The 16,848-nt window shown below is 38.1% G+C and carries 19 protein-coding genes and 7 tRNA genes; 2 read left to right on the forward strand and 24 right to left on the reverse strand.

The window, feature by feature from the left end; all coding sequences use genetic code 11:
* Window positions 1-5: 5 nt before the first annotated feature.
* From EPJ89_RS06175 to EPJ89_RS06260, 18 genes are all read right to left on the reverse strand, one after another.
* The gene (locus tag EPJ89_RS06175) at window positions 6-449 is read right to left on the reverse strand and encodes a GNAT family N-acetyltransferase (RefSeq protein WP_161637334.1); all 444 of its coding nucleotides are present in this window, start codon (window positions 447-449) and stop codon (window positions 6-8) included.
* Between the two features lie 135 nt (window positions 450-584).
* Window positions 585-660: transfer RNA gene (locus EPJ89_RS06180), tRNA-Ala, on the reverse strand.
* 22 nt (window positions 661-682) lie between these two features.
* Window positions 683-759, reverse strand: a tRNA-Ile gene (locus tag EPJ89_RS06185).
* Between the two features lie 306 nt (window positions 760-1,065).
* Window positions 1,066-1,141, reverse strand: a tRNA-Ala gene (locus EPJ89_RS06190).
* 19 nt (window positions 1,142-1,160) lie between these two features.
* Window positions 1,161-1,237: transfer RNA gene (locus tag EPJ89_RS06195), tRNA-Ile, on the reverse strand.
* A gap of 165 nt (window positions 1,238-1,402) precedes the next feature.
* Complete coding sequence (locus EPJ89_RS06200; protein WP_003775262.1) at window positions 1,403-1,843, reverse strand: Dps family protein; 441 nt, start codon at window positions 1,841-1,843, stop codon at window positions 1,403-1,405.
* A 157-nt stretch (window positions 1,844-2,000) separates the two neighbouring features.
* Window positions 2,001-2,076, reverse strand: a tRNA-Ala gene (locus EPJ89_RS06205).
* 264 nt (window positions 2,077-2,340) lie between these two features.
* Window positions 2,341-2,416: transfer RNA gene (locus tag EPJ89_RS06210), tRNA-Ala, on the reverse strand.
* A gap of 18 nt (window positions 2,417-2,434) precedes the next feature.
* Window positions 2,435-2,511, reverse strand: a tRNA-Ile gene (locus EPJ89_RS06215).
* Between the two features lie 193 nt (window positions 2,512-2,704).
* Window positions 2,705-3,112 carry a 30S ribosomal protein S9 gene (gene rpsI, locus EPJ89_RS06220; protein WP_018579469.1) on the reverse strand — a complete coding sequence of 136 codons (408 nt, stop codon included), beginning with the start codon at window positions 3,110-3,112 and terminating at the stop codon, window positions 2,705-2,707.
* Between the two features lie 8 nt (window positions 3,113-3,120).
* On the reverse strand, window positions 3,121-3,558 hold the full coding sequence (gene rplM / locus EPJ89_RS06225; RefSeq protein WP_125164289.1) for a 50S ribosomal protein L13: 438 nt from the start codon (window positions 3,556-3,558) through the stop codon (window positions 3,121-3,123).
* 104 nt (window positions 3,559-3,662) lie between these two features.
* Complete coding sequence (truA, locus tag EPJ89_RS06230) at window positions 3,663-4,397, reverse strand: tRNA pseudouridine(38-40) synthase TruA (RefSeq protein ID WP_161637333.1); 735 nt, start codon at window positions 4,395-4,397, stop codon at window positions 3,663-3,665.
* The gene (locus EPJ89_RS06235) at window positions 4,397-5,194 is read right to left on the reverse strand and encodes an energy-coupling factor transporter transmembrane component T family protein (protein WP_125164287.1); all 798 of its coding nucleotides are present in this window, start codon (window positions 5,192-5,194) and stop codon (window positions 4,397-4,399) included. Before EPJ89_RS06235 ends, truA begins: the two co-directional genes overlap by 1 nt.
* Window positions 5,191-6,039: an energy-coupling factor transporter ATPase gene (locus tag EPJ89_RS06240; RefSeq protein ID WP_161637332.1), complete on the reverse strand. Its 849-nt coding sequence runs from the start codon at window positions 6,037-6,039 to the stop codon at window positions 5,191-5,193. The genes EPJ89_RS06235 and EPJ89_RS06240 overlap by 4 nt, the downstream gene beginning before the upstream one ends.
* Entirely contained in the window at window positions 6,015-6,842 is an 828-nt protein-coding gene (locus EPJ89_RS06245; RefSeq protein WP_161637331.1) for an energy-coupling factor transporter ATPase, read from the reverse strand. The genes EPJ89_RS06240 and EPJ89_RS06245 overlap by 25 nt, the downstream gene beginning before the upstream one ends.
* 16 nt (window positions 6,843-6,858) lie before the next feature.
* The gene (gene pepT / locus EPJ89_RS06250; protein ID WP_200542731.1) at window positions 6,859-8,085 is read right to left on the reverse strand and encodes a peptidase T; all 1,227 of its coding nucleotides are present in this window, start codon (window positions 8,083-8,085) and stop codon (window positions 6,859-6,861) included.
* Between the two features lie 81 nt (window positions 8,086-8,166).
* A complete protein-coding gene (locus EPJ89_RS06255) occupies window positions 8,167-8,349 on the reverse strand; it encodes a hypothetical protein (RefSeq protein WP_125164284.1) in 183 nt (60 codons plus the stop codon).
* Between the two features lie 131 nt (window positions 8,350-8,480).
* Window positions 8,481-10,628, reverse strand: a complete 2,148-nt coding sequence (locus EPJ89_RS06260; RefSeq protein WP_244660812.1) for a 5'-nucleotidase C-terminal domain-containing protein — start codon at window positions 10,626-10,628, stop codon at window positions 8,481-8,483.
* A 202-nt stretch (window positions 10,629-10,830) separates the two neighbouring features.
* Between EPJ89_RS06260 and EPJ89_RS06265 the strand changes: the two genes are divergently transcribed.
* Both EPJ89_RS06265 and EPJ89_RS06270 read left to right on the forward strand, forming a co-directional pair.
* Window positions 10,831-11,295, forward strand: coding sequence for a hypothetical protein (locus EPJ89_RS06265; protein WP_125164283.1), 465 nt, complete (start codon window positions 10,831-10,833; stop codon window positions 11,293-11,295).
* 11 nt (window positions 11,296-11,306) lie between these two features.
* On the forward strand, window positions 11,307-11,513 hold the full coding sequence (locus tag EPJ89_RS06270) for a helix-turn-helix transcriptional regulator (RefSeq protein ID WP_161637329.1): 207 nt from the start codon (window positions 11,307-11,309) through the stop codon (window positions 11,511-11,513).
* Here EPJ89_RS06270 and EPJ89_RS06275 read toward each other — a convergent pair.
* The 6 genes from EPJ89_RS06275 to EPJ89_RS06300 all read right to left on the reverse strand — a co-directional run bounded on the left by EPJ89_RS06275 (window position 11,508) and on the right by EPJ89_RS06300 (window position 16,840).
* The gene (locus EPJ89_RS06275; RefSeq protein WP_200549263.1) at window positions 11,508-12,401 is read right to left on the reverse strand and encodes an N-acetylglucosamine kinase; all 894 of its coding nucleotides are present in this window, start codon (window positions 12,399-12,401) and stop codon (window positions 11,508-11,510) included. The two genes, EPJ89_RS06270 and EPJ89_RS06275, sit on opposite strands and share 6 nt — an antisense overlap.
* Window positions 12,398-13,486: a DUF871 domain-containing protein gene (locus tag EPJ89_RS06280; RefSeq protein ID WP_200549264.1), complete on the reverse strand. Its 1,089-nt coding sequence runs from the start codon at window positions 13,484-13,486 to the stop codon at window positions 12,398-12,400. The genes EPJ89_RS06275 and EPJ89_RS06280 overlap by 4 nt, the downstream gene beginning before the upstream one ends.
* 9 nt (window positions 13,487-13,495) lie before the next feature.
* The gene (locus EPJ89_RS06285) at window positions 13,496-13,801 is read right to left on the reverse strand and encodes a hypothetical protein (protein WP_125164281.1); all 306 of its coding nucleotides are present in this window, start codon (window positions 13,799-13,801) and stop codon (window positions 13,496-13,498) included.
* Between the two features lie 64 nt (window positions 13,802-13,865).
* The gene (locus tag EPJ89_RS06290; RefSeq protein ID WP_125164280.1) at window positions 13,866-15,146 is read right to left on the reverse strand and encodes a PTS sugar transporter subunit IIC; all 1,281 of its coding nucleotides are present in this window, start codon (window positions 15,144-15,146) and stop codon (window positions 13,866-13,868) included.
* A gap of 360 nt (window positions 15,147-15,506) precedes the next feature.
* Window positions 15,507-15,869, reverse strand: a complete 363-nt coding sequence (rplQ, locus tag EPJ89_RS06295) for a 50S ribosomal protein L17 (protein ID WP_018579484.1) — start codon at window positions 15,867-15,869, stop codon at window positions 15,507-15,509.
* Window positions 15,870-15,880: 11 nt separating this feature from the next.
* Window positions 15,881-16,840 carry a DNA-directed RNA polymerase subunit alpha gene (locus EPJ89_RS06300; RefSeq protein WP_003775232.1) on the reverse strand — a complete coding sequence of 320 codons (960 nt, stop codon included), beginning with the start codon at window positions 16,838-16,840 and terminating at the stop codon, window positions 15,881-15,883.
* Window positions 16,841-16,848 lie beyond the last annotated feature (8 nt).

The raw sequence follows: 16,848 nt of genomic DNA on the forward strand, positions 1-16,848 counted from the left end.
CACACTCAAACCACCCTAGAACGCTTCATATGTAAGATTGGGAACGGACGACCTGCATCATCACATTCTGAACGGTCATACACCTCAAAACCCAAATGTTCATAAAATCCCCGCGCTTGATAATTTTGTTCATTCACATCAACTCGATTTACAGAGAATTCTGAAATCGCATAGTGGATGAGACGCGAACCCACACCATGCCCTCGAGCAGATGCATCAAGAAAGAGCATCTCGACCTTTTGATTTAATACGCCCATAAACCCTGAAATCATATGATGATCCTCATAGACAACGACTGCATCCATTGATGCAAATGCGGTATGAACTTCTGGACGCATCGCATCAATCATTGCTTCAGTAATAAAATCATGCGTATCACGCACAGACTGCTCCCATACATCCACAAGTCGCATCACGTCATCATGATGTAAATCAATTGTTTTAATCATCCTACCACCTCTTATCCTTATTATAACGGGAAATGAGTTCACAACAGGGACATTTTGTCGACAGTTCTATGTATTATTGTGATAAACATCCCCATACAAAAAAAACATGACCGTAGTCATGCGTTAATTTATATATGGTGGAGCTTAACGGGATCGAACCGTTGACCTCCTGCGTGCAAGGCAGGCGCTCTCCCAGCTGAGCTAAAACCCCAAATCTTATTGTCAAGTAAAAATGGTGGGCCTGAATGGATTCGAACCAGCGACCTCACCCTTATCAGGGGTGCGCTCTAACCAACTGAGCTACAGGCCCATTTCCTTGACTGCCTTAATAATATACCACCCAAAACATAGTGTGTCAATAAGATTTTCAAACAATTATCACTTTTTACGCTACCGTGCTTTTACATCACCCTATATGCCGTAAATGTTCCAAATTCAGCAATCCGAACACACTCAAGACATCATCAAGGATAAGGACATCCAAAGACTCTAAAACGTATCGAATCGTCTCTAAATAAGAGAACACGGACTCTCTCATTCACTCATCAAATCTATAATAAAAAAACGTTCATACAAGGATCATCGATCTCAGTAGAACGTTTACAAATTGATAAATTGGTGGAGCTTAACGGGATCGAACCGTTGACCTCCTGCGTGCAAGGCAGGCGCTCTCCCAGCTGAGCTAAAACCCCAAAAAATTAATTAAAGAAATGGTGGGCCTGAATGGATTCGAACCAGCGACCTCACCCTTATCAGGGGTGCGCTCTAACCAACTGAGCTACAGGCCCATTTCTTAACTGCCTTAATAATATACCACTCTCAAACAGCCATGTCAACACGAAATGAGTCAAATCAAACAAATAAAAAAATAAAACAAAAAACGTGATTAAACCGCGACAAAATAAGTTCAAATATAAAAAAAAGAGCATCAAAAGATGCTCTAAAATAACAACTTAGTCACGAATGTAAGCATTAAACATCCATAAGTTTTTGCCAAGATCTTGTGACACTGCCGTAAAGTAGTCCGCAGTTCCAGGGTCGTTTGCTGCTTCAGCAAGTTCAACCAATCGTAATGCAGAACGATTCATGTGTTCAAAATCAACAATAAGGTGCTCAAAACCTTCTTTTGCTGTTTTCCAAGATTGATCCAATTCTTTAATCGAAGTCATTTTTAGGACTTCTGCTAAGTTTCCTACAGGCTTTGATCCGATTGTTAGAAGGCGTTCAGCAACTTCATCAATACGTTCTTCTGCTTCTTCATAATAGGTGTCCATTTGTTCGTGAACAGGGAAGAAGCCTTCACCTTTTAAGAACCAGTGGATATTATGAATTTTCATACCCAAAACAATTTGATCAGCCAAAAATACATTCATTTCTTCATACAAGTTATTCATCTCAAAATCCTCCTATATGTATAGTATAACGCCGATACCTAAATATTTGCAATGAAATGACTGTGATAATCTTGTGCCCAATCATCACACAATTCAAGATTAAACTACGAATCGCAATAAAAAAAACGACATTTGATGTCGTTTGTTATTTGAAATTTGGTGGAGCTTAACGGGATCGAACCGTTGACCTCCTGCGTGCAAGGCAGGCGCTCTCCCAGCTGAGCTAAAACCCCATGTATTTCGTGTATTTATAATATCACAGGTTCCTAAAAAAAACAATAGTAAATTCGGCAATATAGTATATATTTCCAATATATTTACACCCCTTTATTTGGGCGCTCCTAAGCGTTAAACGGTATGTATGCCAGTTATAGTTATAAATGCATCAAACAGGGCTTAGAATCGCTAAAACGCCTGGATAAGTGATAATTTCACCCTTCCAAATTTTGAAGTATCAATAAAAAAAGCCATTCATTGAATGGCTGTTAATTTAAAATTGGTGGAGCTTAACGGGATCGAACCGTTGACCTCCTGCGTGCAAGGCAGGCGCTCTCCCAGCTGAGCTAAAACCCCAAAAATTTATTAAAGAAATGGTGGGCCTGAATGGATTCGAACCAGCGACCTCACCCTTATCAGGGGTGCGCTCTAACCAACTGAGCTACAGGCCCATTTCTTAACTGCCTTAACAATATATCATCTATAAATAAGGGTGTCAATTGATATTTCTAAAATTGTGAAATTTCCTTTAGGAACAATCACAATCGTGATTTTAGTGCATCATTTTTAACACACCCATCTTGTGAATAAGATAAAAAAAACTCCCACCGAAGTGAGAGTTTCCAAAATTGAAAATCTTTGAGATTAACGTTTTGAGAATTGAGGTGCACGACGAGCGCCGCGTAGACCTGGTTTTTTACGTTCTTTAGCACGTGGATCACGTGTAACGAATCCAGCTGCTTTTAACAATGGACGGTAATCTGCTGATGCTTCCATTAAAGCACGAGTAATACCATGACGGATTGCTCCGGCTTGACCTGTTAAACCGCCACCTTTAACATTAACGTTTACGTCAAATGTATCTTGAGTTGAAGTAACTTCAAATGGTGAACGAACTGTCATACGTAATAGTTCTGAAGGCAAATGCTCTTCAATTGGTTTGTGATTAATTGTAATCACACCTGTTCCAGGAGTTAAATAAACACGAGCAACAGATGTCTTACGACGTCCTGTACCTAGGTATTGTACAGCGTTTTTATTTTTTGTTGTCATATATTCTCCTATCCCTTAATAACCATTTCCACAGGTTGTTGTGCTGCGTGAGGGTGGTTTTCGCCCTTGTATACAAATAAGTGTGTACGTTGTTTATCGCCTAAACGTGTATGTGGTAACATACCATGAATAGCTCTTTCAACCCATTCGATTGTGTATGTTTCGCGCATTGTACGTGTTGAACGCTCTCTCATACCACCTGGGTAGTGTGAGTGATTGTAGTACATTTTCTTATATTCTTGATCTCCACTGACTTTAATCTTGTCAGCGTTGATTACGATTACGTAATCTCCACCATCAACGTTAGGTGTGTATGAAGGTTTGTGTTTACCACGTAATACATGTGCAACTTCACTCGCAAGACGACCTAATGTCATGTTTGTTCCGTCGACGATGTACCATTGGCGTACAACCTCTGCTGGTTTCGTCATAGTTGTTTGACGCATAATAATTTCCTCCTAAACCAAAAGTAGTTTCCGGGGCTACTATTGGCATAAAGTGCCGATTACTATTGTATGCTTTTTAAAGGCTCATGTCAAGAAAACAAGCTTTATTTATAGTTAACTTCCTTCAAGTATAAACCACAAGCATCAATATTGTAGGAAACACTGTTTTTATCTGCTGCTTTGAGCATCAAATTGATATCGTGAGGTGTACATTTACCACTCCCACATGCAACACATGTCGCAACGATCATGCGAACCATATAACGCAAAAATCCATCTCCAGAAACTACAAAACTTAATTGATCACCCGCTACGATGAGATCAAAATCAGTAATGGTTCGAACCTGATTTTCAATTTCATCAAGACCGGTCGCATTGAATGAAGTAAAATCATGCGTTCCAATAAAAACTTGCATCGCTTCTCGAACAGCTTGAAGATCTAAAGACTTATTGTATTGATAAACATAGTTTCGTTCGAAAAGATTGTAAGACCCCATGTTTAACCGATATTCATACGTTTTCGACACAACATCAAAACGAGCATGAAAATCAGAATGAACTGGATGGATATCTGTTATTGAGATATCATCGGGTAAAAGTGTATTAAGTGCACGAAACAATTGTTTTTCGTCCATATTTACGATGTTATCAAAATGAAAGACTTGACCTAAGGCATGAACGCCTGCATCGGTGCGTCCTGATCCACTGATATGAATTGGAACTTTATTGATTCTTGTGAGGACTGATTCAATTTCAGTTTGAATACAACGACCTGACGGCTGTTTTTGCCAGCCTTTAAACATAGATCCATCGTATTGAACTGTCGCTTTAAATCGCATTAGAAGCGCCCCATTCCAATCACAGCAATGAGGATCATGATACAGAGAAACAGCATCATCCAATCCGAAGCAGTAATTTTAAGTTGCTTATAACGGGTTCGGGTTTTACCAGGATAATAACCACGCGCTTCCATTGCATCCGCTAGATCTTCCGCACGATGGTAAATTGAAACAAATAAAGGGATCAACATAGAAATTGCACCGTTTATTTTCTCTTTAAATGTGCCCTCTTTGAGATCAACCCCACGACTCGCTTGAGCATCCATTATTCGTTGCGTGTCTTCAATAAGCGTTGGGATAAAGCGAAGCGCAATCGAAATCATCATCGCGATTTCATGAGAAGGCACGCCAATTTTCTTCAAGGGATTCAACAAATCTTCAATACCAAGTGTTAGATCGAGGGGTGCCGTTGTTGCCGTCAGAAGTGTTGTGACCATAATCATCAAGACTAATCGCGTAACAATAAATGCCGTTTGATATAGTGCTCCGCTGTATATTTTAAAGAAACCAACATGTACCAACAATTCCCCATCTCGTATTAGAAACATATTCATCACAAATAAGAAGATAAGCATAAACATCATCGGTTTAATTGATTTCAGAATAAATTTAAATGTTAATTTGGAGGCAAGGATTGCACATACAAAAAAGAGGAAGAGCAACCCATTCGCCCAAACATTTTTAACCATAAAAATCGATACCATTAAGACAAGCATTGCAATAATTTTAATTCGCGGATCCATTTTATGAATTTTAGAATCGAGTGGGACATAACGACCGAGTGCAATATCGTTCATTTTAATTCCCCCTTGATCATTCCAGCAATCTCATCAAGTTCTAAAGACGAGTCTGTATCAAAACCACGCTTTTTGAGTAGTTGCTTCAACTGCAATATTTTCGGCGCTACAAAGCCCAAGGTCTCAAGCTTATTTGGATCGTCAAAGAATTCCTCAACAGGTCCATCGTAATAGACGCGGCCTTGATTTAGCACTAAAACATTATCTGCATATCTTAGGACATGATCCATATCATGGGTAACCATAATCACTGTTTTGTTCATCTCTTGATTCAATCGAACAAATAAATCCATCATGTCCTTGCTTCCTTGTGGATCCAAGCCTGCAGTCGGTTCATCAAGAACGATTACATCTGGATTGGTTGCAAGAACCCCTGCAATTGCAACGCGACGTTTTTGGCCTCCTGAAAGATCTAAAGGCGATCGCTCCCATATTTCCGGTTGAATTCCAACAAGATTTAATGATCGGGCAACGTTCTCTTGAATTTGTTTCTCATCAAAACCAAAATTCTTCGGTCCAAAGGCAACATCTTTGTAAATCGTTTCTTCAAAGAGTTGCATCTCTGGAAATTGAAATACCAAGCCAACCTTTGAACGTAATTGCTTCAAATTATGTGTTTTATCATTTGCTTGTATTTTATGGTCTAAGATTGTTACCCTGCCATGACTGGGCTGGATAAGTCCATTCAAATGTTGGACCAAAGTTGATTTACCACTTCCTGTTGCTCCAATAATGGCCGTAATCTTACCTGTTTGGATGGATGTATTAATATCCGTCAACGCATGATGGGAAAATGGCGAATTGGGTGCATAAACATAACTTACATTTTCGAATGTAATTGACATAATTCTTCCACCATCCCTTCTAAATCATATGGCGTTGATAATGTAATTCCATAAGCCTTCATTGCTTGGTAAAATTTAAGACTAAAAGGAATATCCAATGAGAGTTTAACCAAACGTTCCGCGTGAACTAAAATTTCTTCTGGAGTTCCTTGCATTGCAATTTTTCCGTCATTCATAACGATGACATAATCACTCATTGTCACTTCTTCGATATCATGGGTAATGGATAAAATGCTCATTTTATTTTCTGTATGCAATTCATGAACGAGATCATTCACTTCTTTTCGACCCTTGGGATCAAGCATGCTTGTTGCCTCATCTAAAACTAACAACTCCGGTTGCATGGCTAAAACACCTGCAATTGCAACACGTTGTTTTTGTCCTCCACTTAATTTAGTAGGTTCATGACTCAGAAAATCTTCCATCCCAACACGTTTTGAATACGCGTGGATCAAAGCATCCATCTCACTTGGATCAATCATTCGATTTTCCAATCCAAATGCGATGTCATCGCGAACAGTGGAACCAATAAACTGGTTGTCCGGATTTTGAAATACGATTGCAATTTTCTCGCGTATATCATATACATTGTCAGGATTTAAGCGTAAATTATCAATTTCAATGGTTCCTTCTTTACAATCAAGTAATCCGATTATTAGTTTTGCAAGGGTAGATTTACCACTTCCATTATGACCAATTACGGTTACATAATCCCCTTTTTTAACATCAAATGATACGTTATCAACAGCATTTCTTGAACCATCATATGAAAACGTTAATCCATTAACTGCTAATTGTTTCAACTCTAATCACTCCAAACTAGCGCTCTGTATTTAATTCTGAAATCGCAATAATTAATTCTGTAGCTTTTGCCATTGTTTCCACGACCGCAAACTCATGTTTACCGTGGAAGTTTTCACCACCTGTAAAGAGGTTGGGAGTTGGTAATCCCATGTAAGAAAGACGTGATCCATCGGTACCACCACGTACTGGCGCAATAATAGGTTCAACACCAATGGAAACCATTGCCTTCTTTGCAAGTTCAACAATACTCATATCTTTTTCAATAATGTTTTTCATATTGTAGTATGTATCCGTTGTTTTCACAGAAACACAGTCATAACCATATTTTTCATTAAGTTTTGATGCAATGGTGTCCAACATTGCTTTACGACTTATAAATCGATCCATATCATGATCACGAATGATAAATGACATCGTTGCATCTTCAATAGTTGAACTCATTTCGGTTAATAAGTAAAATCCTTCATAACCCTCAGTGTGTTCAGGTCGCTCATGAACTGGTAACATCGCAAAGAATTCATGCGCTACCACAGAAGCATTTACCATTGTATCTTTTGCAGAACCGGGATGTACCGAAACACCCTTCACCGTAACAACGGATTCCGCCGCATTAAATGTTTCATATTCCATTTCGCCTAAAGCACCACCATCAACAGTATAGGCAAAATCAGCCCCAAATGCTTCAACATCAAAACTTTCAGCCCCTGTACCGATCTCTTCATCAATGGTAAACGCAATTCGAATAGCTCCATGTTTTACCTCTGGATGCTCAATAAGATATTCCATGGCAGTCATAATTTCCGTAACTCCAGCTTTATTATCGGCGCCAAGTAACGTTGTACCATCTGTCACAATTAATGTTTTCCCTACGTAATCTTTAAGGGATGGAAACATCGATACTTTAGAAACTATATTAAGTTCTTCATTTAAAACGATATCAGATCCGTCGTAGTTTTCAATAACACGAGGATTTACATTCTCTGAATTAAAATCTGCTGTATCCATGTGCGCAATAAATCCAATGGTCGGTACCTCCTCATCAACATTTGATGGGCAAAGCGCCGTCACAATTCCAAATTCATCCATATGAACTTTTTCAAGACCGATTTGAATACACTCATTATAGAGAACCTCAGCTAAATCAAATTGGTTTTTCGATGATGGAATCGTTTGGGACGCCGCATCGGAACGGGTATTAATTTTTGTATAACGAACAAGTCGTTCTATTAGTGTCTTTTTCATTATTTACCTCACCTTTTTATGTGTTTACTTATGATATTTTATCATATTTGAGACCGTAAAACTAAAAAAAGCTTAGTTTTACTAAGCTTCTTCCGATTCATCAATTTCTTGTGCAAGTTCTGAGACCGTATCTTCAGCTGATCGGCTAATTTCATCGAGAGTTTCAATCGTTTTCTCAACATGCTTTTTGTTATTTTGATTCATATAATAACCTGCAGCTCCAATTGCGGCGCCAAGAATTGCGAGTGGAAATACTTTTTTCATACATGATCCTCCCTTTCTTATCTATTACTATTCTACCACAGATTCAAGTGGAAATTAAAGTTATAAGACGCGGAAGATTGTGTAAACTTCGTGTTAATTCTAATATTCATTCTTGATATTTATTTAGCCTCTTATTTCTTATTAGTTATTGATTTCTTTTTGTGAATTCCTCTCACAAAAATCCAGCCAAGAACTGTTAAACCGCTCCCTAGACCGTAAGTAAAACGATTGTTGATTCCTGTTTTGGGTAAGGTCGAAATATTTAAACTTTCTTGTTCACTTGATAGAATTGGATCTTTTGTACCGATTCCAGGTGTTTCCGGTTTTTCAGGAACCACGATTGGCTTCTTCATGTCTTTAAGTTTGAGATTCGCAATCGCCGCTTCAATCTGCTCAATCGCTTTATTAATATCGGCTTGTGAAACAGGCGAAGCGGTTCTCTTGCTTAGCGTCTGAAGGTAAGATTCTCCGATAGCAATCGCATCTTGAAGGTTTTGAAAACTCTCTTCTGTATAATCATTCGCCTTAATTGCCTTTGCTTTATCCAAGATTTGCTCAAGTGCTCCAAGTTCTAAAGGAGATACACCTAGGCTGGCATAATCTTTTTCAAGAATCGAAATAATTCGTTGCGGAATTTGGGTTTCATCATAGCGTCCCCAATCGATAAATGCGTTATGTTCTATAAAATCTGCGAAGACTGCATCAAGGGATGGTCCTTCTTCACGCGCACCACCCAACATCGAGTATCCATCGCCACCAGCAGCAAGAAAATCATTGGTCGCCATGTAATAAGTTTTTTCGAAATCAATTGGAACGAATTGATCTTGATTAGCATCATAAATTTCAATTCCTAGGACGCGACTGGATGCATCTTTTGTGGGATCATAATGGATGCGGATCGTATCCGATACATGTAAGAAACCTCCGTTTGAACCTAATTTTGGAAGTCCATGATTATCAAGAGCATCTTGCACATCAGTACGCAGCGAGAACTCAAACATATCCCAAACTTGTTGGCCGTTTACCGAAATTTGAGCCATGACATTCCCAAAGGGCAATACACTGATCACATCACCTAATGTTATCGGTCCTTTCGAAAGATTTGCCCGAATACCACCACCATTAATGACCGCGAAATCTGTAGGATTCTTAAATCCTTCTTTTCCATAAGCTACCATCGAGTCGGTAATGATATTACCCAAGTTTGTTTCTTGAACACGTACCCAATCCCGTTGACCTTGGAATTCAATCATATTGTTTTCTTTAATGACTTTCGAGACGAGATCTGAATATGCCGCATCTGAAGTTTGAATAATATTCATTATTTCTGGATCTGGTTGATTTGCAATGTCCTTTAAGGGAATTAATTTCGCAACACTTGAACCGAAATCATCTAGATTAAGCGTTACAAGTCCTACGTTGTTTAAATGCTCTCCGGTTTGAACTAAGATTACATTATCCCCGACATGAATTCCATTTTCAATAGGCGTATGAGAATGACCATCTACAATGAGAATCTTCTTATCTTTCATACTACTGTTTTCAGATAAAGATTGTGCTAGCGTATCTGAGCGCCATGCATTTTTAGTTTCATTATCAATACCGAGATGTGTTAAGACAACATAAAAATCAACATCCTGATAGTCTTCTTTTAGAATTTCATGTGTAACGGTTGGAATTGGGTCCAACCATGATATGCCTTCAATATTTTTAGGATGCGTTTTAGTCTGAGTTTCAGGTGTTGTTGCCCCAATCACCGCAATTTTATAACCATCCTTTTCAATAAGGGCAGCGTTTGAATTTGGTTTTGAAATAAGCGTCGACTCTTTAAAGACTTTTTGATTTGACTCAGTATAGACCGTATTTGATGAAAGGACTGGAAACTTTACGTTTGAACCAAAACCTTCCGCTTCACCTAATGCAACCGCCGTACCAAAATCAAACTCGTGGTTTCCAACGACCATTGCATCATAGCCAACGGCATTCATGATTTTTGCCATACTTGCACCCTTATCTACATTTGAAATCGGTAGACCTTGAAAGGCATCGCCACCATCGACTAATAGTAGTGGATTTATCTCATCTTTTAGTGTCTTAATGTGTGCAAGCCCAAGCGATTTCGTACCAAAACGACCGTGCATATCATTGGTGTGCATAATCGTAACAGTATTTTGCGCTTGTATCGAAGTATCTGCAGCCACAGAGAGGACTGTAGATCCAGGAGTAATAAGTGTCAAAAGCGATAAAACAAGAAGTACTATTTTCGGTTTTTTCATCATAACTTCCTCCTACCATATCAATCGTAAGAAATTAAAGATGTAAGTTCAAGCATGAACTGATGAATTCGATGCCGTTGGTGCATTTCCGCAACTTAAAGCCATTTATCAAAACGAAATAAATAAAGTGCTTATTGCTTTCATGTAAATCAAACTTGACATAGCGGTTCCTTTGATGTAAAGTTAACTTAACAGGAGGAATACTATGAAACAAACACGTAATCGAATTATTTATGTCATCATTCTAATTTGGGGATTTCTTGGAACCATGATCCAATTTGATAAGATAAAACAACTCATTATAACTGATGCGGGTGTGGAACCCGTCACAATTCAGGCTAAAATTTCTATTATATGGGTCTTCCTTTTCATTACATTTGCCCTAACGATTCTTTTTATCTACAAGAAAAAAAGTGGAGATTCTTGGAAAACATTTCTGTTTGAAGAGATTGATCAATTGAATGAAGATGAACGAAGTATTTTAATTGATGCGCCTGCACGTCGCTTTGCAGGCAATATTCTTGTAATGACAATGCTCATTTATCTTTTTGCACTCATGATGGGGCCACTCTCTGTGCAAAGTAGCACGATTCTTTATGCCATCGCAATCCTTTTTACAGTCTACGAGTTAAGCTATTACTTTAAATTAAAACAACTCTATTACCGATAGGAGGCTTATTTTTGATACTCAATCATATTCGTGAAAAACGAGAAGCTTGTGGCTATACCCAACAGATTTTCGCCGATCAAGTCGGGGTGTCACGGCAGACCATTATTGCTCTTGAGAAAGGGTCTTATAATCCGTCTTTAGAACTCGCATTTAAATGTGCAATCATTTTGAATTGTACTCTTGATGAACTCTTTCAATACGAAGAAAAAACCTTATGAAATTTCATAAGGTTTTTTTTGATTTAAAAGTAGATAGGCGGCATATTCTACAGCTTGATGGTTCACCACGACATCATAACCTTCCTGAATGTGCTCGATAACTGAAGCACGAACACATTCATTATTTAATAGGACACCGCCACCAAAGGCAATTTTCGTTTTTCCATTAAGCTCAAAACTGTTTGCCAGTTTCGCAAGTTCGATCCCCGCATTTCGATAGATTGTGGCAACATGGTCAACATGCAAACATTTAGAACCCACAAGACTAACCTCTGCCGCAAAGCCTCGATAACGGTCTTGGGATTCATTCACAACACCCACAAGATCATAAGGCTGGTTTAATTTGAAATGCTCCATCATCGCATGATAAAAATCAGATTTCGGTAAGCGCCCATCCGATTCTTGGGTAAAAACACTTAATAAATTGCGTCCAATCCAAAAAGCACTTCCTTCATCACCCAGCAAATACCCATAACCACCTCTGCGGTCCGTAGAACATCCTATTTTACGCATAGCAATGGACCCTGTTCCCGAAATAAGATAAACACCGTCATGGTTATCCAATGCTGAAACCATCGCGAATTGCGCATCATTCATAATAAGTGCCTGGGGAAATACAGACCAAATTGCATGTTCAATTTTTTCTCTAATTTTAGAATCATTGCCATAACCTGCTGTTCCAATTGCAACATCTACCGATTTAAAACAATAACCATGTTGTTCCAACTCAGTCTTACCTTGTTGAAGAATTTTTGTAATCCCATCAAAACCAACCTGCATATAATGGATGCTTTCCAGACGTACGAAGTCTACTTCTATACCAGCCTGATTAAACATCACCATGCGCGTATAAGTTCCTCCTGCATCAATGCCTAAGTAATACTTCATAGCGTAAAACTAAATTTTTGCCATGGCTTAATACGATCCAACAGGCAAAGTTCTTCCTCAACGACATGACCCACAACATTCGATTTCCCTGTGTTTTTCATGTCTTGAGTTGCAATTTGAAGTTCCCCAGCATAATGACCAAATAAACTGCTTTCAATAATTATATCGCCACGCTTAATCATATCTGGAGTGTTAAAAACTTTGAAATCATGACCTTTATATTTCACGCGTGACATGGTTGAACGGATAATATAATCATTTCGATCACCTCGATTAAAATGAGGCTCCTCTAAGACAATTTTACGCTCAATTTCTGGTATTTCTTTAACCAATTCAACCTTTAAATTAAGCTTATATAAATCGATTTTTTTTATTGCATCCATTTCTGCTTGAGTAGGATAACAGTTAGAAATAATAATATCATCGACAATGTTCATCGCGATATAATCTTTAATTTGAACATCAAGTGGTAAGTATCGATGTTTTTCAAGTGTTACAAGTCCGTCTGAAACGGGCCATGGGCCATAAGATCCTTCCGCTTGACTGGTCACAAATGCAGCAGAGCGCAAACCGTATTTGGTAAAGTTTTGAGTACACTTCATAAAATAATCTTCATTAAGTCCCGAATATGGATGCGGATAAAAATTATGACATGCAATCAAATTATAATGGTTGGGCTGATAGTCCATAATTGTATCAATATAGTGTGTATCGTTACTCATATTAATCTCAATTTTTAAGTCATAAGGATTGAAGGTCATCATTGCTTCTTCACTCCCACCAAATCCAGCATCAAGTCGAAGACCATCCGCCTCTATTTCTGAGAAAAATGATAAATCTGCGTAGCTAATGTCAAGATCTTTAAAGACTCTAGGGCTAACATCAACAATAATCTCAAAACCTTTTGATCGTGCGTAACGATTTATTTCTAAAAATTCCTCTTTAATAACTGTTTTAGGTTTCTCAACCGATAACAAACACGAAAAGATTCGTGAGAAGCCCGCATCTGCTGCGTCATCGATATAGTGCTTCATTGATTCTACTGACGATTTGTCAGGATAGATTGAAATTCCAAGTTTTCTCATAATTGCTCCTTATATATATAATATTTCATAAATCCAAAATGTCGAAATAAGCCCTATGACAAGAAATAAAATCAAAAATACCAACCAAAATGAACGTGATAATCGTTTATTTGTTTCAATAAAAAAGAAACAAAAACTGGTAGATAATGCTGTAATACTTGATACTACGATTACTTGTATCCATTTTTGGTTTAAACCAACTTGATTTAACATTGCCGGTACTATGATTGTGCCAAGAAGAATACTCCCAACAATAATAAATGCACTTTTAAAACTGATTAGGGGTGCTGAATTACTTTTTTCGTATTTATACATAGTATACCTCATTTTAACGAAAGAGGTCTTGCAGTTGCAAGACCCCCGTCTAGATCACAAATTTTTAACTTCCTACGCGTTCTTCTTCTAATAGTTTATTATCATAGATTTTAAAGAATGGATAGTAAATCACAACTGAAATTACGATGAGTAGAATATTTAAAATCGCTGCTCGATAATCGCCACCTGTTGCGATATAGGCCCCAATAGGTCCAGGCAACGTCCACGGAGCTGTAACAATAACACGATTAACTAAGCCGGCTGAAGTTGCCAACCACGCGATAACCGTACCTACAAGTGGTGTAATGATAAATGGAATGATTAATATTGGGTTCATCACAATAGGTGCACCAAATATAATCGGTTCATTGATATTAAAACATGCAGGAATAAATGCGGTTTTACCTAATGATTTAGCATATGCGGATTTTGAAAAGAAGGCCATGGCAATTGCAAGACCAATCGTTGCCCCTGAACCACCAATCCAAATAAACCATTGATAGAAGGGCTCTGCACTGATTGCTGGAAGTGCCTGTCCCGCTACGGATGCAGCGGTATTATTATCCAATAGTTGTAGCCAAATCGGACGTGCTAATGTCCCAATAATGGAGACACCATGAATCCCAAATGACCAGAAGAATGTAACAAGGAAAACAATGATAAGAACACTTGGTAGTGTATCGGCAGCATGGACAATTGGTTTTACAAGTCCAGCGATAAATGTATGCCAGTTAAAGCCAATCCAATACGTAATGGTTGCCATAAGTACAAGTATGATTGCGGTTGGAACAAGTGCTTCAAACGAGCGCGCAACAGATGTTGGAACTTGAGGCGGCATTGAAATCTTGAAGTTTGATTTATCAGTCCAACGGAATATTTCGACTGCAAGGATTGATGTGATAATTCCAACAAACATCCCTGCTCCACCAAGGTTTGCCATTGGTAATACCCATCCCGATACTTCCAACCCTGCATCTGCAGGAATGTTTATCGGTATAAAAGTCAATAGGAAGGCTGCAGTCGCTAAAATTCCTCCCGAAAGTTCATCCAAATCATAAGACTTAGCCAAGCTTGATCCAATTCCAAATGTAGCATAAAGCGTCATGATTGCCATCGATAATCTAAATGGCAGTAGAATTTTAGCGGCATGGCCTGTTAGAAATTGATAGAGCTTCCAACTCTGTGGTAATGGCGGTGCTGCAAGAATCAAAAAGAAAGATCCCACAACGATTAACGGCAATGTAGCGATGATCCCGTCACGAATTGCTCGCAGATGTCGTTGGTTCGCAAGTTTAGCCATTGGCGCGGACAATTTTTCATCCAAAAACTTTACAAATGCGTCCATATTTCTCCTCCTCGGTACTGATGTACCTCTATCAATAAATTACCTTATTTATACGAATATGTCAAATAATATTTTCACCGATATTGGACACAGTTTGAAATAATATTTCGTTACGGAAGCGTGATGGATTATTATTATGCTTCTCCTAAATCCTCTCCTAGGATCAATATCATCTTTATGTGTATTTTTACCTTAAAAACGATTTTGTACTGTTAAGGGGACCTACACGGGCTCTAGAGCACAAAAAAACCGCCTTAAATGATTAAAGCGGTTTAAAAGATTATATTTTGAGTACAATACCTCGAGACGAGAGTGGATACTCCCGTGCATACTGTATCGATTATCTTTTTTTAACTAATATTAAACGAATTCAATAATAGCCATTGGAGCTGCATCACCACGACGCATTTCAGTTTTGATTACACGTGTGTAACCACCATTGCGGTCTGCATATTTAGGTCCAATTTCATCAAAAAGTTTTTGAAGAGCTGTTTGACCAGTTTTTTCATCAGCAACAACGTTAAAAACGATTTTTGCTGCTTCACGACGAGCATGTAAATCCCCGCGTTTTGCAAGAGTTACAAGTTTATCTGCAACTGAACGAAGTTCCATTGCTTTCTTTTCTGTTGTTTCGATTCGACCATGAACAATTAAGCTAGTTGAAAGATTGCGTAGCAATGCTTTACGGTGAGCTGAATCACGACCTAATTTACGGTTTTTCATTCTATTTCCTCCTATTCAAATGATTTAAAGCCTAATCCAAGATCATGGAGTTTGTCTTTAACTTCTTTAAGTGACTTCTTACCTAGATTACGAATGCGCATCATTTCATCTTCAGTTTTAAGTGTTAACTCTTCAACTGTTTGAATACCTGCGCGCTTTAAGCAGTTATATGAACGAACTGACAAGTCTAAATCTTCGATCATCATTGTTGCCATTGGATTTTCAACGCCTGAAACATCAGGTTTAATTACAGATTCTGTTTCATAAACTGAATCTTTAATTGCAACAATTTGCTCTAAATGGTCCATTAAAATTTTTGAACCTAATGATAACGCTACTTGAGGTTGTATTGAACCATTTGTCCAAACTTCCATAATTAAACGATCATATTTAGAGTCTTGACCGACACGTGTCGGTTCGATATGATACTTAACTCTTTCAATTGGAGTATAAATAGAATCTGTAAAAATCGTGCCAATTCCTTGTGATGCATTTTGATAGATTAATTTGTTTTCATCAGAACTTACATAGCCACGACCATTACGAGCTTTAAGCTCCATCTCTAACACTGCACCTTCTGCAAGTGTTGCAATAATGTGATCTTTATTTAAGATCTCCACATTTGCTGGGCATTCGATGTCAGCTGCTGTAACAACTTTAGGACCTTTTTGTGAGATGCGAAGTGTATAAACTTCTTCATCTTGAACATTTAAAACAAGATCCTTAACGTTGAGAACGATACCTGTAACATCTTCTCCTACGCCTGCAATTGATGTGAATTCATGATACACACCCTCAATTTTAATTGAGTAAACTGCTGCGCCTGGTAAAGATGAAAGGAGTACACGTCTTAGCGCATTCCCGATAGTATTACCAAAACCACGTTCAAGTGGTTCGATAACGAACTTACCATAATGTGCTGTTTCATCAAATTCTTTTACTTCAAATTTCGCACGTTCAAACTTGTTCATCTATGAAT

The organism is Erysipelothrix sp. strain 2 (EsS2-6-Brazil) (assembly GCF_016617625.1).
Classification (GTDB): Bacteria; Bacillota_I; Bacilli_A; order Erysipelotrichales; family Erysipelotrichaceae; genus Erysipelothrix; species Erysipelothrix piscisicarius.

Excerpts from the sequence above, each read along its gene's own strand:
- EPJ89_RS06175 (WP_161637334.1), bottom strand. The coding sequence starts at position 449 with ATGATTAAAACAATTGATTTACATCATGATGACGTGATGCGACTTGTG.
- EPJ89_RS06200 (WP_003775262.1), bottom strand. The coding sequence starts at position 1,843 with ATGAATAACTTGTATGAAGAAATGAATGTATTTTTGGCTGATCAAATT.
- rpsI (WP_018579469.1), bottom strand. The coding sequence starts at position 3,112 with ATGACAACAAAAAATAAAAACGCTGTACAATACCTAGGTACAGGACGT.
- rplM (WP_125164289.1), bottom strand. The coding sequence starts at position 3,558 with ATGCGTCAAACAACTATGACGAAACCAGCAGAGGTTGTACGCCAATGG.
- truA (WP_161637333.1), bottom strand. The coding sequence starts at position 4,397 with ATGCGATTTAAAGCGACAGTTCAATACGATGGATCTATGTTTAAAGGC.
- EPJ89_RS06235 (WP_125164287.1), bottom strand. The coding sequence starts at position 5,194 with ATGAACGATATTGCACTCGGTCGTTATGTCCCACTCGATTCTAAAATT.
- EPJ89_RS06240 (WP_161637332.1), bottom strand. The coding sequence starts at position 6,039 with ATGTCAATTACATTCGAAAATGTAAGTTATGTTTATGCACCCAATTCG.
- pepT (WP_200542731.1), bottom strand. The coding sequence starts at position 8,085 with ATGAAAAAGACACTAATAGAACGACTTGTTCGTTATACAAAAATTAAT.
- EPJ89_RS06255 (WP_125164284.1), bottom strand. The coding sequence starts at position 8,349 with ATGAAAAAAGTATTTCCACTCGCAATTCTTGGCGCCGCAATTGGAGCT.
- EPJ89_RS06260 (WP_244660812.1), bottom strand. The coding sequence starts at position 10,628 with ATGATGAAAAAACCGAAAATAGTACTTCTTGTTTTATCGCTTTTGACA.
- EPJ89_RS06265 (WP_125164283.1), top strand. The coding sequence starts at position 10,831 with ATGAAACAAACACGTAATCGAATTATTTATGTCATCATTCTAATTTGG.
- EPJ89_RS06275 (WP_200549263.1), bottom strand. The coding sequence starts at position 12,401 with ATGAAGTATTACTTAGGCATTGATGCAGGAGGAACTTATACGCGCATG.
- EPJ89_RS06280 (WP_200549264.1), bottom strand. The coding sequence starts at position 13,486 with ATGAGAAAACTTGGAATTTCAATCTATCCTGACAAATCGTCAGTAGAA.
- EPJ89_RS06285 (WP_125164281.1), bottom strand. The coding sequence starts at position 13,801 with ATGTATAAATACGAAAAAAGTAATTCAGCACCCCTAATCAGTTTTAAA.
- EPJ89_RS06290 (WP_125164280.1), bottom strand. The coding sequence starts at position 15,146 with ATGGACGCATTTGTAAAGTTTTTGGATGAAAAATTGTCCGCGCCAATG.
- rplQ (WP_018579484.1), bottom strand. The coding sequence starts at position 15,869 with ATGAAAAACCGTAAATTAGGTCGTGATTCAGCTCACCGTAAAGCATTG.
- EPJ89_RS06300 (WP_003775232.1), bottom strand. The coding sequence starts at position 16,840 with ATGAACAAGTTTGAACGTGCGAAATTTGAAGTAAAAGAATTTGATGAA.